We start from the raw sequence: 21,052 nt of genomic DNA, 5'->3' as shown, positions 1-21,052 counted from the left end.
CTCCTATTCCCGTTTTTCGCCTTGCACGGCTTCCGCGACAATCGCCGCGATGTCCTGATTGCTAAAGCCAAGCTCCTGCATGCCGCCGATAAAGCGGTCGAGCAAATCGCCGGCCATTTCTTTTTTGATCGTCATAATTTTCGATTCCTCGCTTGTCACATATCTTCCGAGTCCGCGTTTCGTTTCCACGACGGCTTCACGCTCCAATTCCTGAAAAGTCCGCTGTACGGTATTCGGGTTGATTTGCAGTTCGGCTGCCAATTCTCGCACGGAAGGGATTTTGTCCCCGGCCTTCAATTTGCCGGTCACGATCTCCTTTTTCAAATAGTTCATGATTTGCAAATAAATCGGCAGATTATTATCGAATTCGATGCTCACGTTCGGGTCAGCTCCTTTCCGCCATTATGCCGCCAGCAGCGCCTTGATTTGATGGGACGGCATCCCGTTGATCTTTAAACCCAACCATGCCGGCTTCGGGAATTTCGCTCCCCGCATTAGCTGCCGCACATAACCACTCCTTTGATGTATCAGTGTTATAGTTAAATAGTACACTAGTGATTTGGTATTGTAAAGCCCTTTTTCAAATGCGTGTTCAAAAAGTTGGGTTTTCAGGACCGAGAAGGTTGGATGAATCTAGGAACTGAGTAGCGGAGCGTACGTTTTGGGTACGTGAGCAACGGAAGGCCCGGCTGAATTCAAGATTCGACGTCGAATCTTCTTCATGAACGGCTTCGTCATGGAAAGATGACTTTTTGAACAACCTCTAAAAAAATAAAAAAACCTTCCCCGACTATTAGTCAAAGAAGGCTGTATGCCACGTTATAACGGCCCATGTTACATTACTTTTGCCTAAGATTCCCCGTCAAAAAGCTGCCCGAAAATCTAACGGTTGTATCAGCGGCTATTTTCCAAAAAAAGCCCTTTTCAAAATTCTAACGGTTGTGAGCGCCGTTATTTGCCTGAATCTAAGCAAAAATAGCCTGGTTTAAGTGAAATAAGCGCCATGGCAACCGTTACAATTTGAAATCAACGTTTTTAGGACAAATAGCGCTTGTGGCATCCGTTAGAGTATAAGTGCAGTTGAAAAAGGTATCTTGTCAAATCAGCAAATTAAACAGGTTCAAATCCCGGTTGAGCTCGGTATAGGCGATGCCTTTCGAGGCCATTCTGCCGATCAGCGCTTCGTAATCCGCCTTGTCGCTCAGCTCGATGCCGACCAAGGCCGGGCCGTTTTCCTTGTTGTGCTTTTTCGTGTATTCGAACCGCGTGATGTCGTCGTTCGGGCCCAGCACCTGCTCCAGGAACTCCCGCAGAGCGCCAGCGCGCTGCGGGAAGTTGATCAGGAAATAATGCTTTAGCCCCTCGTAGATCAACGAGCGCTCCTTCATTTCCTGCATCCGGTCGATGTCGTTGTTCCCGCCGCTGATGATGCAGACGACGTTTTTGCCGCGGATTTGGTCGCGGTACATGTCGAGCGCGGACACCGGCAGCGCTCCGGCTGGTTCCACGACGATGGCGCTGTCGTTGTAAAGCTCCAAAATCGTCGTGCACGCCTTGCCCTCCGGCACCTGAACGATATCGTCGAGGATTTTCGCGGAGATTTCGTAGTTCAGATCCCCCACGCGTTTGACCGCCGCACCGTCCACAAACTTGTCGATCGCTTCCAGGGTCACCACTTGCTGCTGCTTTAACGCTTCCGTCATCGAAGCCGCGCCCGCCGGTTCAACCCCAATCAATTTCGTCTGCGGACTGACCGTTTTCAAATACGTACCCACGCCCGACACCAGTCCCCCGCCGCCGATCGTCACAAACACATAGTCGGCCGGCACATTGAGGTTCTCCATGATTTCCATACCGATCGTCCCGTTGCCGGCAACGATTTTCGGGTCATCAAACGGGTGGATGAACGTCATCCCGCCCTCAGTGCACGCCTTCATCGCTTCTTCATAAGCGTCGTCGTACGTGTCGCCGGTCAGCACCACCTCGACATGCTCGCCGCCAAAGCGTTTTACTTGCCTAACTTTCTGGTTTGGCGTCGTGCTCGGCATAAAAATCTTGCCTCGGATTCCCAGCGCGTTGCAGGAAAAAGCCACGCCCTGCGCATGATTGCCGGCGCTCGCGCAAACGATGCCCCGCTCCAAATCCTCTGGCTGGAGGCTGCGGATCATATTGTAGGCCCCGCGGATTTTAAATGAACGCACGACCTGGAGATCTTCCCTTTTTAAATATACATTACAGCCGTATCTTAACGATAACGTCGCATCCAGCTGCAGCGGAGTCCGCACCACAACCTCGCTCAGCACATGATGCGCTTTGACGATATCTTCCATCCCTACCGTTTGGCGTTCCGCCTGCTTCATCGCTTTCTCCTCACTTTGGCTCTATTTCTCTCATTCTTATAAAAGTACACCTAAAACCGCTTTCCGTTCAAGTCATTTTCCGATGCAAACGAGGAAATCCCCGCCAATGTGCAGGCTGCAAAAAAAGCCTCTCCGGCAAATCCAGCGCGTAGGCCGGCAGGCCGGAGAGGCTTCGAGTGGGCGGATCAGTCTTTTTTCGGAATCAAACGGTCATCGGTATGCCCCTTGGAGTTTTTCTCCTGAGCAAGCTCTTTAAGCTCCCACTCCATCGTCCCGTACACCGGATCGGACGGAAATTCCTCGCCCTTCCGCAAGTACTCCTCGCGCCCCAGCTCGTCCCGGTACACGCCGCTCACTTCCACTTCTTCGCGCGATACCGGAAGCATTTCCTTCATTTTGTCGCTCATGATGATGCCGCCTCCCGCAATCAGAGAATGACAGGGACTAATCTCCCCATTCTCCCTTAACATGTGCGAAAAAAGAGCGGATTATCCTCGCACGCCCCGAAAGGCGGAGCCTCGTCCGAACCGCTGCTAAACGAGCGCCTTGGCCGCAATATCCGTACGATTGTGTTTGCCCTCAAACGTGATGCGCTCCGCCGCTTGATAAGCTTTGTCCCGCGCTTCCGCGATCGACTGCCCAAGCCCGACAACGCCCAGAACGCGGCCGCCGTTCGTAACCCACTCGCCGGCTTCGTTCCGGGCCGAACCGGCATGGAACACAAGAGCCTCCCGCACCTCGTCCAAGCCTGCAATCGGCAGGCCTTTCGGATAGGAAGCCGGATAACCGCCCGAGGCCAGCACGACGCAGACGGCCGCTTCGTCGCTCCACTCGATTTCCGCCTGATCCAAGGTGCCGTTCACCGCCGCCAGAAAAATATCGAGCAGATCGCTTTTCAGCCGCGGCAACACGACTTGGGTTTCCGGATCGCCAAAGCGGGCGTTAAATTCGATCGTTTTCGGCTTGCCGTCCGGCGCAATCATCAGCCCGGCGAACAACACGCCGCGGAAAGGCCGGCCTTCGGCCACCATCGCCTTAGCCGTCGGTTTGATGATCGTTTCGACCGCTTCTTCAATGATGCCGGGGGCGATATGCGGCAGCGGGGAATAGGTGCCCATGCCGCCCGTGTTTGGCCCTTTGTCGCCGTCGTAAACCTGCTTGTGATCCTGCGCCGCCGCCATCGGCCGCACCGTTTCCCCGTCGACGAACGAAAGGATCGACATTTCCTGGCCTTCAAGGTATTCCTCGATGACAACCTGGCTCCCGGACTCGCCAAACACCTTCTCGACCATAATGTCCTTCAAAGCGGCTTCCGCCTGTTCTCGGGTGAAGGCGACCGTCACGCCTTTGCCCGCCGCCAGCCCGTCCGCCTTAATGACGATCGGCACCGGCCGGCTGCTCAAATACGCCAAAGCCGGCTCATAGCTGTCGAACTTCTCGTAAGCCGCTGTCGGAATGCCGTATTTTTTCAGCAAATCCTTCATAAACGTTTTGCTGCCCTCGATATGGGCCGCGTTTTTGCGCGGGCCGAACACTGGAATATTCTTAGCCTCGAACACGTCGACAATGCCGTCGGCCAGCGGATCGTCAGGCCCGACCACAACCAAGCCGACGCCCTTCTCCTCGGCAAACGCGGCCAGCTTGTCGAATTCATGCACCTGAATCGGAACCAGTTCAGCCACCTGGCCGATCCCGGCGTTGCCCGGGGCGCAATAAAGCTTGCCGGCTTTGGGGCTTTTCGCCAAACTCCAGCAAATCGCGTGCTCGCGCCCGCCCCCGCCAATCACCAATATATCCATTTGTCGTCTCCTCCTTGATAGCCCGCAAGCGGACCGTAATGACGTTATTCACTCATTTCCCCGCCCGCGTATAATCCGAAAATCGGCAGACCGCCGCACGCCGCAGCGGTCTGCCGATTGGAGCCGTGGCTTAATGTTTGAAATGGCGGACGCCGGTGAATACCATAGCGATGCCGTATTCGTTCGCGACTTTGATCGACTCTTCGTCCTTCACGGAGCCGCCCGGTTGGATAACCGCCGTAATGCCGGCCTTAGCCGCCGCTTCCAGCGTATCGCCCATCGGGAAAAACGCATCCGAGGCCAATACGCTGCCTTTCGACTTCTCACCAGCCTGCTCGATGGCGATTTTCGCCGCGCCCACGCGGTTCATCTGACCGGCGCCGACGCCAATCGTCATATCGTCCTTGGCCAGCACGATCGCATTGGATTTCACATGCTTAACTACTTTCCAGCCAAACAGCAGTTGCTTGAGTTCTTCCTCCGTCGGCTTGCGGTCCGTGACCACCTGCAGGTCCGATTCCTTCAGCACATGAACATCGCTCTCCTGAACGATCATGCCGCCGTCGATCGAGGTAACGACAAACTGGCTGCTCCGTTTGCTGCCGAGTTCCAAGCCGCCGAGCTTCAAGAGGCGGATGTTTTTCTTTTTCGTCAAAATGTCCAACGCTTCCTCAGTAAAGCCCGGCGCCAAAATGATCTCCAGAAAAATTTCCTTAAGCAATGTCGCGGTATCGGCATCAATGATGCGATTGGCAGCGACGATGCCGCCGAAGATCGACACCGGATCGGCCTCATACGCCTTTTGATAGGCCTCCAAAATGCTGCTGCCTACGCCTACCCCGCAAGGGTTCATATGCTTCACCGCAACGACGGCCGGCTCCTCGAATTCTTTCACGATTTGCAGCGCCGCGTTGGCGTCATTGATGTTGTTATAGGACAATTCCTTGCCGTGCAGCTGCTCCGCATTGGTCAGCGTATCCGCTGCGGCCAGCGGTTTGCGATAGAACGCCGCTTGTTGGTGCGGATTTTCGCCGTAGCGCAAATCCTGGATTTTCTCGTAAGTGACGGTGTAGCGCTCCGGCAGCGGATCGCCGGTCACCTTCGACAAATAATCGGAAATCAGGGCATCGTAAGCCGCCGTATGGCGGAAAACTTTGGCCGCAAGCCGTTTGCGTGTGTCCAGCGTCGTATCCCCGCCCTCGCGGATTTCCGCAAGAACCGTGCCGTAATCGGCCGCATCGACAACCACGCTGACGAAGGCGTGGTTTTTGGCCGCGGAACGCAGCATGGTCGGCCCGCCGATGTCGATATTTTCAATCGCATCCTCATAGCTCACATCCGGCTTGGCGATCGTTTCCTGGAACGGATACAGGTTTACAACGACCAAGTCAATGTAATCCAGACCCAGCTCCTTCATTTGCGCCTGATGCTCTTCGCTGTCGCGGATCGCCAGCAGACCGCTGTGGACGGCCGGGTGCAGTGTTTTGACGCGTCCGTCCAAAATTTCCGGAAAACCTGTCACATCGGAAATGCCGATCACCGCCACTCCTTCCTTCGACAGCAGGTTTTTCGTTCCCCCCGTCGAAATGATCTCCACGCCTAACTGCGACAGCTCGCGGCAAAAATCCACGATCCCCGTTTTATCCGACACGCTTACCAGCGCTCTTTTGATACTCAAAATCGGCCCCTCCTTTAATTTGGCGAATCATGCCCGATATTTCTCGGGAAATATCGAAACCCCTGCGCACTTTATGTCCTATAAAAGTATGCCCTATTGTTCCTCATCCGACAGAATCGTCACTTTTCGGCCGTCTGCCTTAATCCGGCTTTTGGCAAACCACGACACGACTTGCGGGTACAACTGCTGTTCTGCAGTATGAATCCTAGCCTCCAACGACTCCAGGGTATCCGAGGCGAAAATTTCCACCGGTTTTTGGGCGATCACAGCGCCGCTATCCATTCCCCCGTCGACCAAATGCACCGTTATTCCGGTCACTTTGACGCCGTAGTCCCACGCTTGCCCGATCGCATTTTTGCCCGGAAAAGCCGGAAGCAGCGAAGGGTGGATGTTGATCATTTTTCCCGCGTAAGGCTCCACCAGCACCGGAGTCAACAGCCGCATATACCCGGCCAAAACGACCAGGTCAATTTGCCGCTTGTCCAGCTCCGCGGCGATTTCCGCCTCATAATCTTCCCGCCGCGCATAGTCCTTAGGTTGAAAAAGAAAGCAGTCGACCCCGGCCTTGCGGGCCCGTTCGACGACAGGCGCCTGCGGTTTATCGCACACCAGCAGCACGATGTCTGCGCCAAGCGTTCCCGCCCGGGAAGCATCCAGCAAATTTTGAAAATTGCTGCCCTGCCCGGAGGCGAACACCGCAATCCGAAAACCCGCCGCCATTACACGTCCGCCCCCGCAAACGTCACTTCCCGGCTGCCTGTGGTCACTTTGCCGATGACGTATGGGCTTTCGCCGGCTTCGCGCAGCGTTTGCAGGGCTGCCTCCGCCTGATCGGCGGCAACGATAATGACCAGCCCGATTCCCATGTTGAAGGTGGTAAACATGTCGCGGTTGCTGACGTCGCCCTTTTGCTGCAAAAGCTCAAAGATCGGCAAAATCGGCCACGAGCCGTGTTCGATCTCCACATTTACGCCTTCCGGCAGCACGCGCGGGATATTTTCGATAAATCCGCCGCCCGTAATGTGGGCCATGCCTTTGACGTCGGCCTGCTCAAGCAGGGAGAGCACCGGCTTCACGTACAGCCTGGTCGGCGTCAGCAGCACTTCGCCAAGCTTCTGTCCGCCCAGCTCCGGCAGGGTATCCTGCAGGTTGTATCCGGCCTGCTCCAGCAGCAGCTTGCGCACCAGTGAAAAGCCGTTGCTGTGCACGCCGCTGGAAGCGAGGCCGATCACCGTATCGCCGGGAGCGATGGTGCTGCCGTTGACGATTTTGCGCTTGTCGACGACGCCGACGGTGAAGCCGGCGATATCGTATTCGCCTTCGCTGTACATGCCCGGCATTTCAGCGGTCTCGCCGCCGATCAGCGCACAGCCGGACTGGCTGCAGCCTTCGGCGATGCCGGCAACGATCGCCTCGATTTTCTCAGGAACGACCTTGTCGCATGCGAGGTAATCGAGGAAAAACAGCGGCTCCGCGCCCTGCACGACGATGTCGTTGACGCACATCGCCACCGCGTCGATCCCGATCGTATCGTGCTTGTCCATCGCAAACGCGATTTTCAGCTTGGTGCCCACGCCGTCCGTCCCGGAGACCAGAACCGGCTCCTCATATTTGGCTTTGTTCAATCCGAACAAAGCCCCGAAGCCGCCCAGATCCGTCATCACTTCCGGACGAAACGTCCGTTTGACGTGTTTTTTCATCCGCTCCACGGCTTCATTCCCGGCCGCAATATCGACACCGGCGTTTTTGTATGCTTCTGACACGAGAAGGACACACTCCTTAGGTTTATTTTTTTGGGGGACATGCGTTTCTTTGTAACGCTGCCTGCTCTAATTGGAAAAAATCCAATAGATCGCCGGAAATCGCACGCCATTCTGGACCCTCATTGGAAAATATCCAATAGATATCGCTCAAACCGCCTGTTTTGCACCCTATCGGACCTCATCTATTGGAAATATCCAATCGCGCCGCTGTATTTACCACTTAATTTCCAATTCTATTGGATATATCCAATCACTATGTGGTGTTAGCGCAGAAACCTGTCACTCGACTATAACGGCTTGTAAGCTGGCTAAATCGGCTTGCAACTCGCCACCCACCAGTACTGCCTCGTACCTATGCCGAGTTCCCGCCATCACCTCAAAAACTTTTAATCATGTAAAATAAAGCTGCCTAACACGTACACCCGTACTTCTCTTCCCCGTCAAAATCCGTCCGCGTCGGGTAATCATTGTCAAAGCAGGCCATGCAGAGGCCGCCTTTGTAATCCCCGGCGTTGTCGCCGCCTACAGCCCGGATTAAGCCCTCCGGGCTCAAAAACTCCAGCGTGTCCGCATTGATCTCCCGGCAAATTTCCTCGACGGATTTGTACGAAGCGATCAGTTCGCCGCGGTCCGGGGTGTCGATCCCGTAGAAACACGGGTTCTTAAATGGCGGCGAAGTGATGCGCACATGCACCTCCGTCGCCCCGGCCTCACGCAGCAGATTGACGATCCGCCGCGAGGTCGTGCCGCGGACGATCGAATCGTCGATCATCACCACGCGTTTGCCTTCCACGACGCGGCGCACGGCGCTCAGCTTCATCTTCACGCCCTGCTCGCGCAGCTCCTGGCTCGGCTGAATGAACGTCCGGCCGGTGTATTTGTTTTTGATCAGACCAAGCTCGTAAGGGATGCCGGTTTGCTCCGCGTAGCCGATGGCGGCGGAGATGCTGGAGTCGGGCACGCCGGTCACGACGTCCGCGTCGACAAACGACTCCTGCGCCATCACCTGCCCCATCCGCTTGCGGCTCGCGTGCAAATTCGAGCCGTTCATATCGCTGTCCGGGCGCGCGAAGTAGATGTATTCCATCGCGCACAACGCCTTGCGCTGCGGCTCGGTATAACGGTCTTCGTGCAGACCGTTGCCGTCCAGCACCAGCATTTCGCCCGGCTGGATCTCGCGGATCGTCTCCGCGCCGACCACCTCAAATGCGCACGTCTCGGACGAAAACAGGTACGCGTCGCCGAGCCGGCCCATCGTCAGCGGCCGCAGCCCATTGGGATCGCTGGCGGCGATCAGCTTGTCGTTGGTCAGCAGCAGGAAGGCGAAGCCGCCGACCAGTTGCCCCAGCGCGTCCTTCGCCGCCTCGACAAAATCCTTCGGCGAGCGCGCGATCAAGTGCGCGATCACCTCCGTGTCGCTTGTCGTCTGGAAGATCGAACCGCTTTGCTCCAGCTCGCGGCGGATTTTTGGCGCATTGACGATGTTCCCGTTCGTCGCTACTGCCAAATCGCCGTCGCGGTATTTGAAAATCAACGGCTGCGCGTTCGTCAGCCGGCTGTCCCCGCTCGTCGAATAACGCACATGCCCGATCGAGCGATCGCCGACCAGCGAAGCGAGCTTGTCCCGGTCAAACACTTCTTTTACGAGCCCCATGCCTCTGTGGTAATTAAACTCCGATCCGTCCGTCACGCACATCCCTGCGCTTTCTTCGCCCCGGTGCTGCAGCGCATGCAGGCCGTAATAAGAAAGGGAAGCGGCATCGTGATGGCCGAATACGCCGAACACACCGCACTCCTCCCGCAACGTGTCGAACGGATCTACACGTCCCGCACCTTCGTTGTAATATGCTCCTGTCCAAAGCCCACGCGGCATTATTTCATCAGACATGGAATGACATCCTCCCAGATGCGTTTCAACTGCTCGACCGGCTTGTTCAGCACGGAAGCACCGTCCACCGCAACGGCCAGCTCCGCCCTAGCGGCAGCCGCGCCTGCAACCGACCCGATCCGCGCCACCGGCACGCCGCGCTCTGCAACGAGCCGCTCCAATGCATCCGCCTGATCAGGCGATGTCGACAGCAAAATCCGCGACTGCGACTCGCTAAACAGCAAAACATCCGCACGCAGCCCGCCGCTCACCACATCGACCTTCGCGCCCAAACCGCCGCTGATGCATGATTCCGCCAGCGCCGCGGCCAGCCCGCCTTCGGACAGGTCGTGCGCCGAGCGAACCAGCCCGCCTTGAATCGCTTCAAGCACAGCGCCCAGCAGCTTTTTCTCGACTGCCAGATCCAACTCTGGCGGACGCCCTTCAACGACGCCATGCACAACCGCTTGGAACTCGCTGCCCCCAAGCTCCGCCTTTGTTTCGCCGAGCAGAAAAATCACGTCACCCTCGGACTTGAAGCCCTGGGTCGTAATGTGGTCCACATCGTGCACAAGCCCCACCATGCCGACGACCGGCGTCGGGTAAATCGCGCCTTTGGCGTTTTCGTTGTACAAGCTGACGTTTCCGCCGATGACCGGCGTATCCAACTCGCGGCAAGCTTCCGCCATGCCGTCTACGGCCTTTTCCATCTGCCAGAAAATATCCGGTTTCTCCGGGCTGCCGAAATTCAGGTTGTCCGTGATCGCCAGCGGCTCAGCGCCGGAGCACACGATGTTGCGCGCCGCTTCGCTGACCGCGATGCGCCCGCCCACCTCCGGATCGAGGTATACGAACCGGCCGTTGCAGTCGGTCGTCATCGCCAGCGCCTTGCGCGTGCCGTGGATCGTCACGACCGCCGCGTCCGAACCCGGGCGAACCGCCGTGCTGGTACGCACCATGTAGTCGTACTGATCGTAGACCCACGCTTTGCTTGCGAGCGAAGGCGAAGACAACACTTGCTCAAGCGCCCCGCCCAGATCGCGCACTTCTTCATACCGCTGCGTATCCACCGCCGCGTTCTGCTCATAATAAGCCGGTACCGCCGAAGGCTTGTCATAAATCGGGCATTCGTCTACGAGCGCCTTGACCGGCATATCGCCGACCACTTCCCCGTGATGGAACAGCTTCAGCCGCCCGTCGTCCGTCACCTTGCCGACCTTCGCGCAAATAACGCCCCAGCGCTCAAAAATCTCCCGCGCCTGCGCCTCATCCTTCGGCTCGACGACAAACAGCATCCGTTCCTGCGATTCCGACAGCATCATTTCGTAGGCGGTCATGCCCTCTTCGCGCTGCGGCACCTGATCGAGATACAGCTCCAGGCCGTTGCCGGCCTTGCTCGCCATCTCCGCGCTGGAGCACGTCAGCCCAGCCGCGCCCATATCCTGAATACCCAGCACGATGCCGGTGTCGATCAGTTCGAGGCAGGCTTCCATTACCAGCTTTTCCATAAACGGATCGCCGACCTGCACCGCCGTCCGCTTCGCTTCCGACTCCTCCGTCAGTTCCTCCGACGCAAACGTCGCGCCGTGGATGCCGTCGCGGCCCGTTGGCGGGCCCACGTAAAACACCGGGTTGCCTACGCCCTTGGCGACGCCGCGCTGGATTTTATCGTGGTCAATCAGCCCGACGCACATCGCGTTGACAAGCGGGTTCCCTTCATAGCTTTCGTCAAACACTACTTCGCCGCCGACCGTCGGGATGCCGATGCAGTTGCCGTACCCGGCGATCCCGGACACGACGTGCTCGAACAAATATTTCACACGCTCGCTCTCCAGCTTGCCGAAACGCAAAGAGTTAAGCAGCGCAACCGGTCTGGCCCCCATCGAAAAAATATCGCGGATAATCCCGCCCACACCCGTCGCGGCCCCCTGGTAAGGCTCCACCGCGGAAGGGTGGTTATGGCTTTCGATTTTGAACACAACCGCTTGGTTGTCGCCGATATCAACGATCCCCGCGCCTTCCCCCGGGCCCATCAGGACGCGTGGTCCGCTGGTCGGGAAGCGGCGCAGCAGCGGCTTCGAATTTTTGTAGGCGCAGTGCTCGGACCACATGACGCTAAACACGCCGATTTCCGTGTAGTTCGGCTTGCGGCCCAAAAACCCGCAGATCAGCTCGTATTCGCTATCCGAAACGCCCATCTGTTTGTAAATTTTCTGCTCCGCAATTTGCTCTGCATTCGGTTCCTTAGCGGACACTTGCTGACTCATGCCGATCCCTCCAAGCCTTTAAAATGGATGTAAACATTTTTTTGCCGTCTTCCGAACCAAGCAGGGCGTTTACCGCACGCTCCGGATGGGGCATCATGCCGACCACGTTGCCGCGTTCATTGGAAATGCCGGCGATATCGTCCACCGACCCGTTCGGATTGTCCACATACCGGAAAATAATCTGGTTGTTTTGCCGCAGCCGGGCCAAGGTTTCTTCATCACAATAGTAATTGCCTTCGCCGTGCGCGATCGGAATCGTAATCTCTTCGCCCGGCGCATACAGCGACGTAAACGGATTTGCGTTGTTTTCGACCCGCAGTACCGTATCATGGCAGCGGAATTTCAGCGACATGTTGCGGCGCAGCGTCCCCGGGAGCAGCCCGGCTTCCGTCAAAATTTGAAACCCGTTGCAGATACCGAGAACATATTTGCCTTCCTCTGCGGCTTTGGCCACCTCGGCCATCACCGGAGCAAACCGGGAAATGGCCCCGCAGCGCAAGTAATCGCCATAGGAAAAGCCCCCGGGAACCAGGATGCAGTCGTACGCGGAAAGATCGGTCGCCGTATGCCACACGTAATCGACGGGTTCGCCCAAAGCTTCCTCCACCGCTTTATAACAGTCGATATCACAGTTGGAACCGGGAAATACGAGTACCGCGAATTTCATCGATTCAGCCCTCCAATTCAAAACGGTAATCTTCAACCACCGTATTGGCCAAAAGCTTCTCGCACATCGCCTTGACGCGGGCTTCCGCCTCAAAGCGGTCGTTCGTGTCCAGCGTAAGCTCCATATATTTGCCGATGCGCACGCTCTCCACTTCCTTGAAGCCCATGGAATGAAGCGCTCCCTGCACAGCTACTCCCTGCGGATCAAGTACGCTTTGCTTGATCGTGACATAAACGTTCGCTTTAATCATGTTACTCGTATTCCTCCTATTGTTTGGACTTATGCAGCGGTTTGGACTTATGCGCCCCGCCGCATGTGTTTGTCTTTTCCGCCTGCCTGCTCCCTACTCCAACTCGTGCCCGGTCAGCCGCCGGTAAATGTCGCGGTAACGCCGGGTCGTCTCTTCAACCACATGCCCCGGCAGCGGATCAGGCTGGCTGTTCTTGTCCCAATCCGAACCGGCCAGGTAAACGCGCACCGGCTCTTTGTCCATGCTGTCGATTTCGATGTCCAGGGCATAATTTTCCTTAGCCCAAAAACGCGACGCATCTGGCGTAAAAATCTCGTCGATCAAGATCAGCTTGCCGTCCACCAGCCCAAATTCCAGCTTGCAGTCGGCGAGCATGATGCCGCGTTCTTCGCAGGTATCGCGGGCAAAAGCGTAAAGCTCCAGGCTGCGGCTGCGCAGCTGCTCCGCCAAGTCCGCGCCGACCTTGTCCGCCATCTCCGCAAAGGAGATGTCTTCGTCGTGGCCGACGTCGTTTTTCGCCGCCGGCGTAAAAATCGGTTCCGCCAGCTTGGCGTTTTTGCGCAGGCCCTCCGGCAGCTTGATGCCGTTGATCTCGCCGCTGTGCTCGTACTGGCGCCAGCCGCCGCCGGTAACGTAGCCGCGCACCACGCATTCGATATCGATGCGTTCGGCTTTGCGGGTGACCATCACGCGGTTTTTCAGCAGCGGCTTGTGCGCTTCGGGAACGACATCCTTCAAAAGCTCCACATCCGCATGAATCACATGATTCTCCAGCAGATGCTGCGTCTTGTCGAACCAGAACGCGCTCAGGCGGTTCAGCACATTGCCTTTGTCCGGCACCGCCGGCTCAAGCACATAGTCGAAAGCGGAAATACGGTCGGTCACGACGATCAAATAATGCTCGCCAAGATCGTACAGCTCCCGCACTTTGCCTTTATACAACAGCGGGGCGTTCACCAACTCCGCCGCCGTGGAAATTGCCTGTGATGACATGTCGCCGTCCTCCTCAAATTACGCTTAATGATTGCAATAACGGTATAAAAAGCAGCTATCCTTCCGCGATTCAACAAAATTCGCAATATAGCGGTAAAATGGGGCGCTATTTTCTTCTGCTCCGGCTGCAAACGTCCATTTTGACCACTTTCCCCGAAAATAACGTCTTTTTGTACCGCTATTTGACGGTGCTACCGCAAAACCGGATAAATAGCGGTATTTTTTACCACTATCATCCGAGATGGCGCCCTTCCTACTCAGCCAAACCCAGCTTGCGGAAAATCGTATCCACATGCTTCAAATGCCAGGCCGGATTAAATGCGTCGTCGATCTCTTCCTTGCTCAGCACGGCGGTGATTTCCGGCGTTTCCTCGATGATGTCGCGGAACTGCCGCTGTGTTTCCCAGGCCTGCATCGCTCGCGGCTGTACCGTATCGTACGCCTGCTCGCGGCTGAAGCCTTTGTCGATCAGCTTCGTCATGACGCGGCCGGAAAATGGTACGCCAAACGTGCGGCCCATGTTGCGTTTCATGTTTTCCGGGAACACCGTCAAGTTTTTCACGATGTTTCCGAAACGGTTCAGCATGTAGTTCAGCAGCATCGTCGCATCGGGCAAAATCACCCGCTCCACCGAAGAATGCGAGATGTCGCGTTCATGCCACAACGTCACGTTTTCGTAGGCCGAAACCATATGACCGCGGATCACCCGCGACAGGCCGGAAATGTTCTCGCAGCCGATCGGATTGCGCTTGTGCGGCATCGCCGACGAGCCTTTTTGCCCTTTGGCGAACGCTTCCTCCACCTCGCGGAATTCGCTTTTTTGCAGGGCGCGGATTTCCGTGGCGAATTTGTCGAGCGACGTGGCGATCAGCGCCAGCGTGGCCATATACTCGGCGTGGCGGTCGCGCTGCAGCGTTTGCGTGGAAATCGGCGCGGCCGTTGTGCCCAGCTTCTCGCACACAAACTGCTCAACGGACGGATCGATGTTCGCGTACGTCCCTACCGCACCGGAGATTTTGCCGAATTGCACTCCGTCCGCCGCACGGCGGAAACGCTCCAGATTGCGCTTCATTTCTTCATGCCAAAGCGCCATCTTCAGCCCAAACGTCGTCGGCTCGGCATGCACCCCATGCGTCCGGCCCATCATCGGCGTGTCTTTGTAGGCGATAGCTTTTTCCTGCAAAATATCGATAAAGTTCAAAATATCCCGCTCGAGAATTTCGTTGGCCTGCTTCAGCAAATATCCCAGCGCCGTGTCCACCACGTCCGTCGAAGTGAGGCCATAGTGCACCCATTTCCGCTCCGGGCCCAGGCTTTCCGAAACCGCCCGGGTAAAGGCGATCACGTCATGGCGCGTCTCCTGCTCGATTTCGTAGATCCGGTCGATGTCGAACGAGGCGTTTTGGCGCAGCAAAGCCACGTCCTCCTTCGGGATGACGCCCAGCTCGGCCCAAGCCTCGCAGGCGCAAAGCTCGACTTCGAGCCAAGCCTTGAATTTGTTTTCCTCCGTCCAGATCGCTCTCATTTCCGGTCTGCTGTAGCGTTCGATCATTTGCGTTCATTCCTCCAAATATTGGTTTGCTCTATCCAACGAAGTCCGTCCTCCACATCCCGGCAGAGCAGATTGATATGCCCCATTTTACGCTTCGGCGCGGCTCCGTTCTTTCCATATAAGTGTACTTTGGGAATGACCGGGAATCCAGCTTGCCGTCCGGCCTTTTTCCCATCCACCGGGGTGGAGTCCAGCAAAGGCCGCCCGGCCGGCGAACCGTCTTCCTGCGCCGCCATTTCCTTCCCGCTCCCTTCGCTCGGCCAACCCCCGCTTACCATCGCCTCGCGCACGGCCTCCAAATGCTCGCCGAGCACGTTCACCATCACGACCGGCGAGAGCAGTTCCGCCTTGCCGAGCGGCAAATTGCAGATGGCCCGAACGTGCTGCTCAAACTGCGAGGTCGTGCAGGCCTCCATCGTATAGTGGCCGGAATTGTGCGGCCGCGGCGCCAGCTCGTTGACGAACAGTTCGCCGCCCTCGGTCAAAAACATCTCCACGGCCAGCAGCCCCACCGCTTCCATGCCTTCCGCGATGCGGGCGGCCAACCGTTCTGCCTCCCGCTGCACCCGCGCTTCCACGCGGGCCGGCACGATCGATAGATGCAAAATATTATCGACATGGATGTTTTCCGCCACCGGGAACGTTTGGATTTCCCCGCGCGGACTGCGCGCCGCGATCACCGACAGCTCCTTCACGAACGGAATAAACTGCTCCAGCACAAGCTCGGTGCCGGCTTTGCTCAGCTCGGCGTAGGCCGGGGCGATTTCCGCTTCCGAGCGGATGACCCATTGCCCTTTGCCATCATAACCGCCGGTGGCCGTTTTCAACACCGCTGGAATGCCAAGCCGCCGGACCGCCGCCCTGAGCTCCTCTTCGCTGCCGATCTCCGCATACGGAGCCACTTTCACGCCCGCCGCCTCGATTGCGCGTTTCTCGCGCAGCCGGTGCTGGGTCGTGTACAGCAGCTTGCTCCCCTGCGGCACGTACGACAGCTCCTCGAGCAGCGCGGCCACGCCCGCGTCCACGTTCTCGAACTCGTACGTGATCACGTCCGAACGCTCGGCGAGCTGGCGAGCGGCCTCTTGGTCGTCGTAGCGGGCGACGATTTGCCCGGCCACCTGGCCGCACGGGGAGTCCGGCGCCGGATCCAGCGTCACGAAGCGGTAGCCGAGGTTACTGCCGGCCAGCGCCATCATCCGCCCCAGCTGCCCGCCGCCGAGCACGCCGATCGTCGCGCCCGGAGCGATCACTCTCGCTTCGTGCCTCATTCCGCCGCCTCCAGCTCCGCGCCGCTCGCCAGCACCTCTTCGCGAATCCGGTCGCGGCGCTCCTGCACGCGGCGCATCAGCTCGGGATCAAACGCGCCGAGAATCTGCGCGGCCAGCAGCCCGGCATTGATCGCGCCGGCTTTGCCGATCGCCACCGTCCCGACCGGGATACCGCCCGGCATCTGCACGATCGACAGCAGCGAATCGAGGCCGTTCAACGCGGCCGACTTCACCGGCACGCCGATGACCGGCAGCGTCGTTTTCGCCGCCACCATGCCCGGCAAATGGGCGGCGCCCCCGGCGCCCGCGATGATCACCTTAAGCCCGCGCTCCGCGGCCTGCTCCGCAAACTCGAACATTAAATCGGGCGTGCGGTGTGCGGAGACGACATTTTTTTCATATGGAACTCCCAATTCATCCAAAACGGCGCAGGCGTGGGACATCGTCTCCCAATCCGATTTACTGCCCATGATCACTGCAACTTGTGCTGCCATCCCTCATCCCACTTTCTATCATTATTCTATGGTTCCAAAAAGGCTCAAAACCAAAAACGGCGCTGACATTAGAAGGCGTAGTACGTTAGGCGAATCCCCCATCAAGCGATGACGTAATTCTAACGGTTGTGAGTGCCGCTATTTCGGTAAAATGCAGGTGAAACCAAATTTAACGGTTGCTACAGAGCTTATTTTGCCTTTTTTCTGCGGATTCGAGCCTTTTCCATCCAAATAAGCGCGCTTGCAACCGTTAGAAGTTGAACTCCCGGCTTTTCGGCTAAATAAGTTCGTGTACAACCGTTAGCGAAAGACTGGAGCCCCGCGAGGCCAAACAATTGGATAGATCAACTATCCCTGTAGTCAAGCGCCGATTCTCTAGGTAAAGCCTTCAAAAAGGCCGGATACTTAAAAAGGCCCGCACCTCTGAAAATAACGAAGTATTTTCGAGAAATTCGCGGACCATGAGAGAATACGGTGGACGAGGCCTGAAGGTAAGAGTTAGGCGAGCGGCGCTGCATGACGGTGGCCGGTCCATCCGGCCGTTCAAGACCGGGCTAACTCGAGCCGCTTAAGCGGCGATGCGAACCTGCGCAGCCATCGTGCCGTCACCCTTACGCAGAGGCGAAAATCTTTCGCCAAGGGAACATAAAGCCCGGTGCATGACGCCCAGGCCTTATACGAGGTAGCTCAAAAAGTCATCTTTTGATCACGAAGCAGGTCAAGAAGCGGATTCGACGTCGAATCTTGAATTCAACCGGGCCTTCCGGTGCTCACGTACTCAAAACGTACGCTCCGCTCCTCAGTCCCTAACTTCATCCAACCTTCTCGGAAAACCTGACTTTTTGAACTCGCACTATAAGGAAATTCCCCTCCGATATCTTAAAAAGGCTTCCACTGCGGATCCGCCTTACCTTCATCACGTATTCGCTCGTAGTCCGAAAATTTACGGTTCTCGGGTAGAAACTTCCGGGCCTTATCCCCGGTATTATACGAGTTTAAGAGGTAACCCTCACTCTATTATGTTCGACAGAGGACTGCCGTTGCTCTACTAGTTTACCAATGGCGGACACGACATGTCAACTCAAACACGAACATTAATGGAATGTAAAATGCGAATGTTCGTTTTTAGAATCTCATTTCTCTAATCCCCTTACCTTATCACCCGAGTCCAGTTGTCAGGGTTACAGTCTGCGAAATACCGCAAAATTCCATCAAATGCAAAAGTGCAGGCGATTTCCGCCCAAACGCCCCAATACCGCCTGTTCAAGTGCAAAAGTGCATTTCATTTTCCAATAATCAACTAAAATTTACCACTTTCACCTTTATAAAATGCACTTTTGCTCGCCAACCGGCATCGGAATCGGCATTTTGCCCTATACGAGATGCACTTTTGCCGTTGCTTCATTTATTCTACTTGCAGCCGGAAAACAGATAATCCATCGTATAAAAAAGCTCTGCAAGACGATATATCAAGATCTTAATCCGCAAGAACGCCTATTGAATAAGTACAAAAAATGGCGCTATTCCAGCGATATCCGTTCATTTAAGTGAAATAAGGGAAATTTATGTTGCTATTTTCTCGAAGTGCGAGGAAATGCCTGCGTTCTGAACCATACAGAGGAAAATAAGTACATAAAATTCCGCTAAGGGTATGAACATGCTGGTGCGCCGGATAATAAGCACATAAATTACCGCTATTCTAAGGCAAGTACCGCTCTAGACGGCAAGTACTACTGTTTTACGGCAACTTCCGCTATCTTAAAGCCGACGCTACCACCCGGTCGTTCCAATCATCATCAAAAAAGCCGCAAGGCAGCGGCGAACTATCCGTTCATCTGCTCCTGCAGCTCGATATACAGCACCTGCAAAAACTTTTTGATGTTGACCTTCACCTTACCGCCGCCGCCCCCGGTCTCCCGGCCCTCTTCGATCTCCTTCATCTTCAGCCGCACGTCCTCGAAATCGAAATATAGCGGGGCATAGTACTCGAACCGGGGGTTGCCGTAGTCGGTCAAACCGAGCGAAGCCAGATTGGTCAGCCCCGCCGCCAGCGCGCGGCGCAGCCGCTGCTCGATCGCCTTGACTTCCTTGGCGATCTCCTCCGGCTTATCCTTGTACGTCGCCGCCGCCTGGCGGTACAGCTCCTTCAGCGGCGGCATGTTCGCTCCGGCTCCGCGTTCAATCAGCAGCTCCATGATCGTGATCATGTCGCGGCTGCCGCTTTCCCCGATCAGCCCCATATTCATCAGGATCGGCTGAATCGCTTCGCGCACGGCCCGTTTTCCGGCCGTTACGTGAGGCACAGGCCGAAGTCCCTCCAGTTTTTTCAGGCTGGAGCGGATTTCCTCCAAATAATGCCCCATGGCGTAACGTTCGTTCACCTTTCGCAGCACGGTTTCCACCTCGATCCGGTTGATCGGCTTACGAATAAAAAACTCGATGCCGCTCCGGTACGCCCGTCCGACCATATCCTGATTTTCAATCTGCGAGATCATCACGAATTTGGCGCTGCAGCCTTGGGCGCGCAGCGAATCGATCGCCTCGATGCCGTCCTGATCGGGCATCAAAAGATCCATCAGCACGATGTCCGGGGCCTCGCTCAGGATTTGCCGCACTCCTTCCTGCCCGCTGCCTGCCGTTCCCGCCACTTCGCCGAGCCCGCCGTCTTCAATGATATGCTGCAGCATTCTTCTCGCGCTAATATCATCGTCTACGATACAGAAAGAAAGCGCCATGCATGACCCCTCCCCAAAGTTTTGTGAGCACTACTGCAATGAATTGCCTCGAACAAAACTTACTTCGGAAGCGTAGGCTTACGCAGTTTTCCCGTCGGAATGCGGACCTGGAACATCGCTCCCCCGAGCGTGGGAGACGTGCCGACTTCAACCTCCCCCGCAAACATGCTCACGATGTCGCGCACATGGGACAGCCCGATGCCCGTGGCCGCCACCCCCTCCTGGTTAAACTTAGTCGTAAAACCCGGCTCAAACAGCAAATCGCGATCGCGCTCCGCCACGCCGCCGCCGCTGTCAGCTACAATAACCAATGTATACTCCTCACGCTCGCCTACCTCCAGGTGAATCATGCCCTTCCCCTCGATCGCCTCAACGGCATTGGCAGCCAAATTGTTCATGAGCGTCAGCAGCGGAACATAGCTTGCGGTCACATAATCGGTACGGATATCGTACGAAAAAGAAATCGTTTTGCCCAACATTTCGGCGTATTTGCCATTGCTTTTCAAGGTAAAATGAACGAGTGCGGACAGCGGCATATCCCCCGGCGCTTCCCGGTCGGTCAGCTTGACCAGCCCGGCCAAAATCCGCTGCGAATCCTTTTTGACCTCATGGATCTGTTGCGTAACGCGCAGCACCTGCTGCCGGTTCTCCTGCCGCCCCTCCTCGCTCAAACGCCGGTACAGCTCGTAACTGCTCAGGGTGACATCCTCCAGCGTGCCGATCGATTTTTTCAGATAAAAAACTTCCCCATACAGCCCCGAACTAAAACTGAGCATCTGCTCGATCCGGCGGTTTTGCTCCTTTTGAATGATCCGCATCCGGCTGACCGCAATGCTGCTGTAGATGCCCGTAACGAAATACGTCCGCAGCATGGCGATCGCCATCAGAAACGTCCACTCGTTCAGCTTGAACGTGGCCGTGCCCGTGACCAGCAGCCGGGTCAGCAGCTCCGCTTCATTGGACAGCAGATCGATGACCGCTGTCACCGCGCCCAACATAAGCGGGTAAAAACGATCCACCCTCGCCCTGATGAATTGCATCCCGCAGGCAAACACAATGTAATAGACGCCCGCCGAACAATGCCGGCTGAGGCTGTCCGCCACCGTCAACCCGCCTGCCATCACCTGGTCCAGCCCCATCCGAAACACCAGCACAACGGCGCCGGTGATGACGCCGGCCATGATGTAAGGCAGCTTCCTCATGAGCAGCAAAAACAGCAGAAACGCGCTGCTGCCCAGCCCAATCCTGAAAATATCGCCGTCAAACGGGTTGATCTTCAATTCCCCGGCCACAGCCGTCCCGGCCGCAACAAGGCCGAGCTGCACATATTTCGATTTGAAAAGAGCTGTCCCCATGCCC

17 protein-coding genes and 1 riboswitch are annotated in these 21,052 nt (G+C 56.6%); all 17 genes read right to left on the bottom strand.

Annotated elements, in window-relative coordinates; all coding sequences use genetic code 11:
- Positions 1-3 precede the first annotated feature (3 nt).
- Complete coding sequence (locus ACLD72_RS15340; protein WP_251595678.1) at positions 4-378, bottom strand: GntR family transcriptional regulator; 375 nt, start codon at positions 376-378, stop codon at positions 4-6.
- 719 nt (positions 379-1,097) lie between these two features.
- Positions 1,098-2,360 carry a threonine ammonia-lyase IlvA gene (gene ilvA, locus ACLD72_RS15335; protein ID WP_410996582.1) on the bottom strand — a complete coding sequence of 421 codons (1,263 nt, stop codon included), beginning with the start codon at positions 2,358-2,360 and terminating at the stop codon, positions 1,098-1,100.
- Between the two features lie 185 nt (positions 2,361-2,545).
- Positions 2,546-2,767 (bottom strand): hypothetical protein, encoded by a 222-nt coding sequence (locus ACLD72_RS15330; RefSeq protein WP_128631765.1) that lies wholly within the window; start codon positions 2,765-2,767, stop codon positions 2,546-2,548.
- Positions 2,768-2,893: 126 nt separating this feature from the next.
- Positions 2,894-4,159 (bottom strand): phosphoribosylamine--glycine ligase, encoded by a 1,266-nt coding sequence (gene purD, locus ACLD72_RS15325; RefSeq protein WP_410996580.1) that lies wholly within the window; start codon positions 4,157-4,159, stop codon positions 2,894-2,896.
- A 130-nt stretch (positions 4,160-4,289) separates the two neighbouring features.
- Positions 4,290-5,837 (bottom strand): bifunctional phosphoribosylaminoimidazolecarboxamide formyltransferase/IMP cyclohydrolase, encoded by a 1,548-nt coding sequence (purH, locus tag ACLD72_RS15320; protein ID WP_410996578.1) that lies wholly within the window; start codon positions 5,835-5,837, stop codon positions 4,290-4,292.
- A 93-nt stretch (positions 5,838-5,930) separates the two neighbouring features.
- On the bottom strand, positions 5,931-6,557 hold the full coding sequence (gene purN, locus ACLD72_RS15315; protein ID WP_410996576.1) for a phosphoribosylglycinamide formyltransferase: 627 nt from the start codon (positions 6,555-6,557) through the stop codon (positions 5,931-5,933).
- Positions 6,557-7,600: a phosphoribosylformylglycinamidine cyclo-ligase gene (gene purM, locus ACLD72_RS15310; RefSeq protein WP_410996574.1), complete on the bottom strand. Its 1,044-nt coding sequence runs from the start codon at positions 7,598-7,600 to the stop codon at positions 6,557-6,559. Before purM ends, purN begins: the two co-directional genes overlap by 1 nt.
- Before the next feature lie 409 nt (positions 7,601-8,009).
- Positions 8,010-9,488, bottom strand: coding sequence for an amidophosphoribosyltransferase (gene purF / locus ACLD72_RS15305; RefSeq protein WP_410996572.1), 1,479 nt, complete (start codon positions 9,486-9,488; stop codon positions 8,010-8,012).
- Positions 9,473-11,734, bottom strand: coding sequence for a phosphoribosylformylglycinamidine synthase subunit PurL (purL, locus tag ACLD72_RS15300; RefSeq protein WP_410996570.1), 2,262 nt, complete (start codon positions 11,732-11,734; stop codon positions 9,473-9,475). Before purL ends, purF begins: the two co-directional genes overlap by 16 nt.
- Positions 11,712-12,401, bottom strand: coding sequence for a phosphoribosylformylglycinamidine synthase subunit PurQ (purQ, locus tag ACLD72_RS15295; RefSeq protein WP_410996568.1), 690 nt, complete (start codon positions 12,399-12,401; stop codon positions 11,712-11,714). Before purQ ends, purL begins: the two co-directional genes overlap by 23 nt.
- 4 nt (positions 12,402-12,405) lie before the next feature.
- Positions 12,406-12,651 carry a phosphoribosylformylglycinamidine synthase subunit PurS gene (purS, locus tag ACLD72_RS15290; protein ID WP_036625850.1) on the bottom strand — a complete coding sequence of 82 codons (246 nt, stop codon included), beginning with the start codon at positions 12,649-12,651 and terminating at the stop codon, positions 12,406-12,408.
- Between the two features lie 93 nt (positions 12,652-12,744).
- The gene (locus ACLD72_RS15285) at positions 12,745-13,644 is read right to left on the bottom strand and encodes a phosphoribosylaminoimidazolesuccinocarboxamide synthase (protein WP_410996566.1); all 900 of its coding nucleotides are present in this window, start codon (positions 13,642-13,644) and stop codon (positions 12,745-12,747) included.
- Between the two features lie 253 nt (positions 13,645-13,897).
- Positions 13,898-15,196, bottom strand: coding sequence for an adenylosuccinate lyase (purB, locus tag ACLD72_RS15280; RefSeq protein ID WP_410996564.1), 1,299 nt, complete (start codon positions 15,194-15,196; stop codon positions 13,898-13,900).
- On the bottom strand, positions 15,193-16,464 hold the full coding sequence (gene purK / locus ACLD72_RS15275) for a 5-(carboxyamino)imidazole ribonucleotide synthase (RefSeq protein WP_410996562.1): 1,272 nt from the start codon (positions 16,462-16,464) through the stop codon (positions 15,193-15,195). The genes purB and purK overlap by 4 nt, the downstream gene beginning before the upstream one ends.
- Positions 16,461-16,958 (bottom strand): 5-(carboxyamino)imidazole ribonucleotide mutase, encoded by a 498-nt coding sequence (purE, locus tag ACLD72_RS15270; RefSeq protein ID WP_251595691.1) that lies wholly within the window; start codon positions 16,956-16,958, stop codon positions 16,461-16,463. Before purE ends, purK begins: the two co-directional genes overlap by 4 nt.
- A gap of 911 nt (positions 16,959-17,869) precedes the next feature.
- Positions 17,870-17,971: riboswitch (purine riboswitch) on the bottom strand.
- A gap of 810 nt (positions 17,972-18,781) precedes the next feature.
- Complete coding sequence (locus ACLD72_RS15265; protein WP_458475874.1) at positions 18,782-19,693, bottom strand: response regulator; 912 nt, start codon at positions 19,691-19,693, stop codon at positions 18,782-18,784.
- A 59-nt stretch (positions 19,694-19,752) separates the two neighbouring features.
- Complete coding sequence (locus ACLD72_RS15260) at positions 19,753-21,048, bottom strand: sensor histidine kinase (protein WP_410996559.1); 1,296 nt, start codon at positions 21,046-21,048, stop codon at positions 19,753-19,755.
- Between the last annotated feature and the right edge of the window lie 4 nt (positions 21,049-21,052).

It is taken from the genome of Paenibacillus lacisediminis (genome assembly GCF_046567315.2).
Note: the sequence above shows the minus strand (reverse complement) of the source record. Positions and strands in the feature narration are given on the sequence as shown.

Excerpts from the sequence above, each read along its gene's own strand:
- ilvA (WP_410996582.1), bottom strand. The coding sequence starts at position 2,360 with ATGAAGCAGGCGGAACGCCAAACGGTAGGGATGGAAGATATCGTCAAA.
- ACLD72_RS15330 (WP_128631765.1), bottom strand. The coding sequence starts at position 2,767 with ATGAGCGACAAAATGAAGGAAATGCTTCCGGTATCGCGCGAAGAAGTG.
- purD (WP_410996580.1), bottom strand. The coding sequence starts at position 4,159 with ATGGATATATTGGTGATTGGCGGGGGCGGGCGCGAGCACGCGATTTGC.
- purN (WP_410996576.1), bottom strand. The coding sequence starts at position 6,557 with ATGGCGGCGGGTTTTCGGATTGCGGTGTTCGCCTCCGGGCAGGGCAGC.
- purF (WP_410996572.1), bottom strand. The coding sequence starts at position 9,488 with ATGTCTGATGAAATAATGCCGCGTGGGCTTTGGACAGGAGCATATTAC.
- purL (WP_410996570.1), bottom strand. The coding sequence starts at position 11,734 with ATGAGTCAGCAAGTGTCCGCTAAGGAACCGAATGCAGAGCAAATTGCG.
- purQ (WP_410996568.1), bottom strand. The coding sequence starts at position 12,401 with ATGAAATTCGCGGTACTCGTATTTCCCGGTTCCAACTGTGATATCGAC.
- purS (WP_036625850.1), bottom strand. The coding sequence starts at position 12,651 with ATGATTAAAGCGAACGTTTATGTCACGATCAAGCAAAGCGTACTTGAT.
- ACLD72_RS15285 (WP_410996566.1), bottom strand. The coding sequence starts at position 13,644 with ATGTCATCACAGGCAATTTCCACGGCGGCGGAGTTGGTGAACGCCCCG.
- purB (WP_410996564.1), bottom strand. The coding sequence starts at position 15,196 with ATGATCGAACGCTACAGCAGACCGGAAATGAGAGCGATCTGGACGGAG.
- purK (WP_410996562.1), bottom strand. The coding sequence starts at position 16,464 with ATGAGGCACGAAGCGAGAGTGATCGCTCCGGGCGCGACGATCGGCGTG.
- purE (WP_251595691.1), bottom strand. The coding sequence starts at position 16,958 with ATGGCAGCACAAGTTGCAGTGATCATGGGCAGTAAATCGGATTGGGAG.
- ACLD72_RS15265 (WP_458475874.1), bottom strand. The coding sequence starts at position 19,693 with ATGGCGCTTTCTTTCTGTATCGTAGACGATGATATTAGCGCGAGAAGA.
- ACLD72_RS15260 (WP_410996559.1), bottom strand. The coding sequence starts at position 21,048 with ATGGGGACAGCTCTTTTCAAATCGAAATATGTGCAGCTCGGCCTTGTT.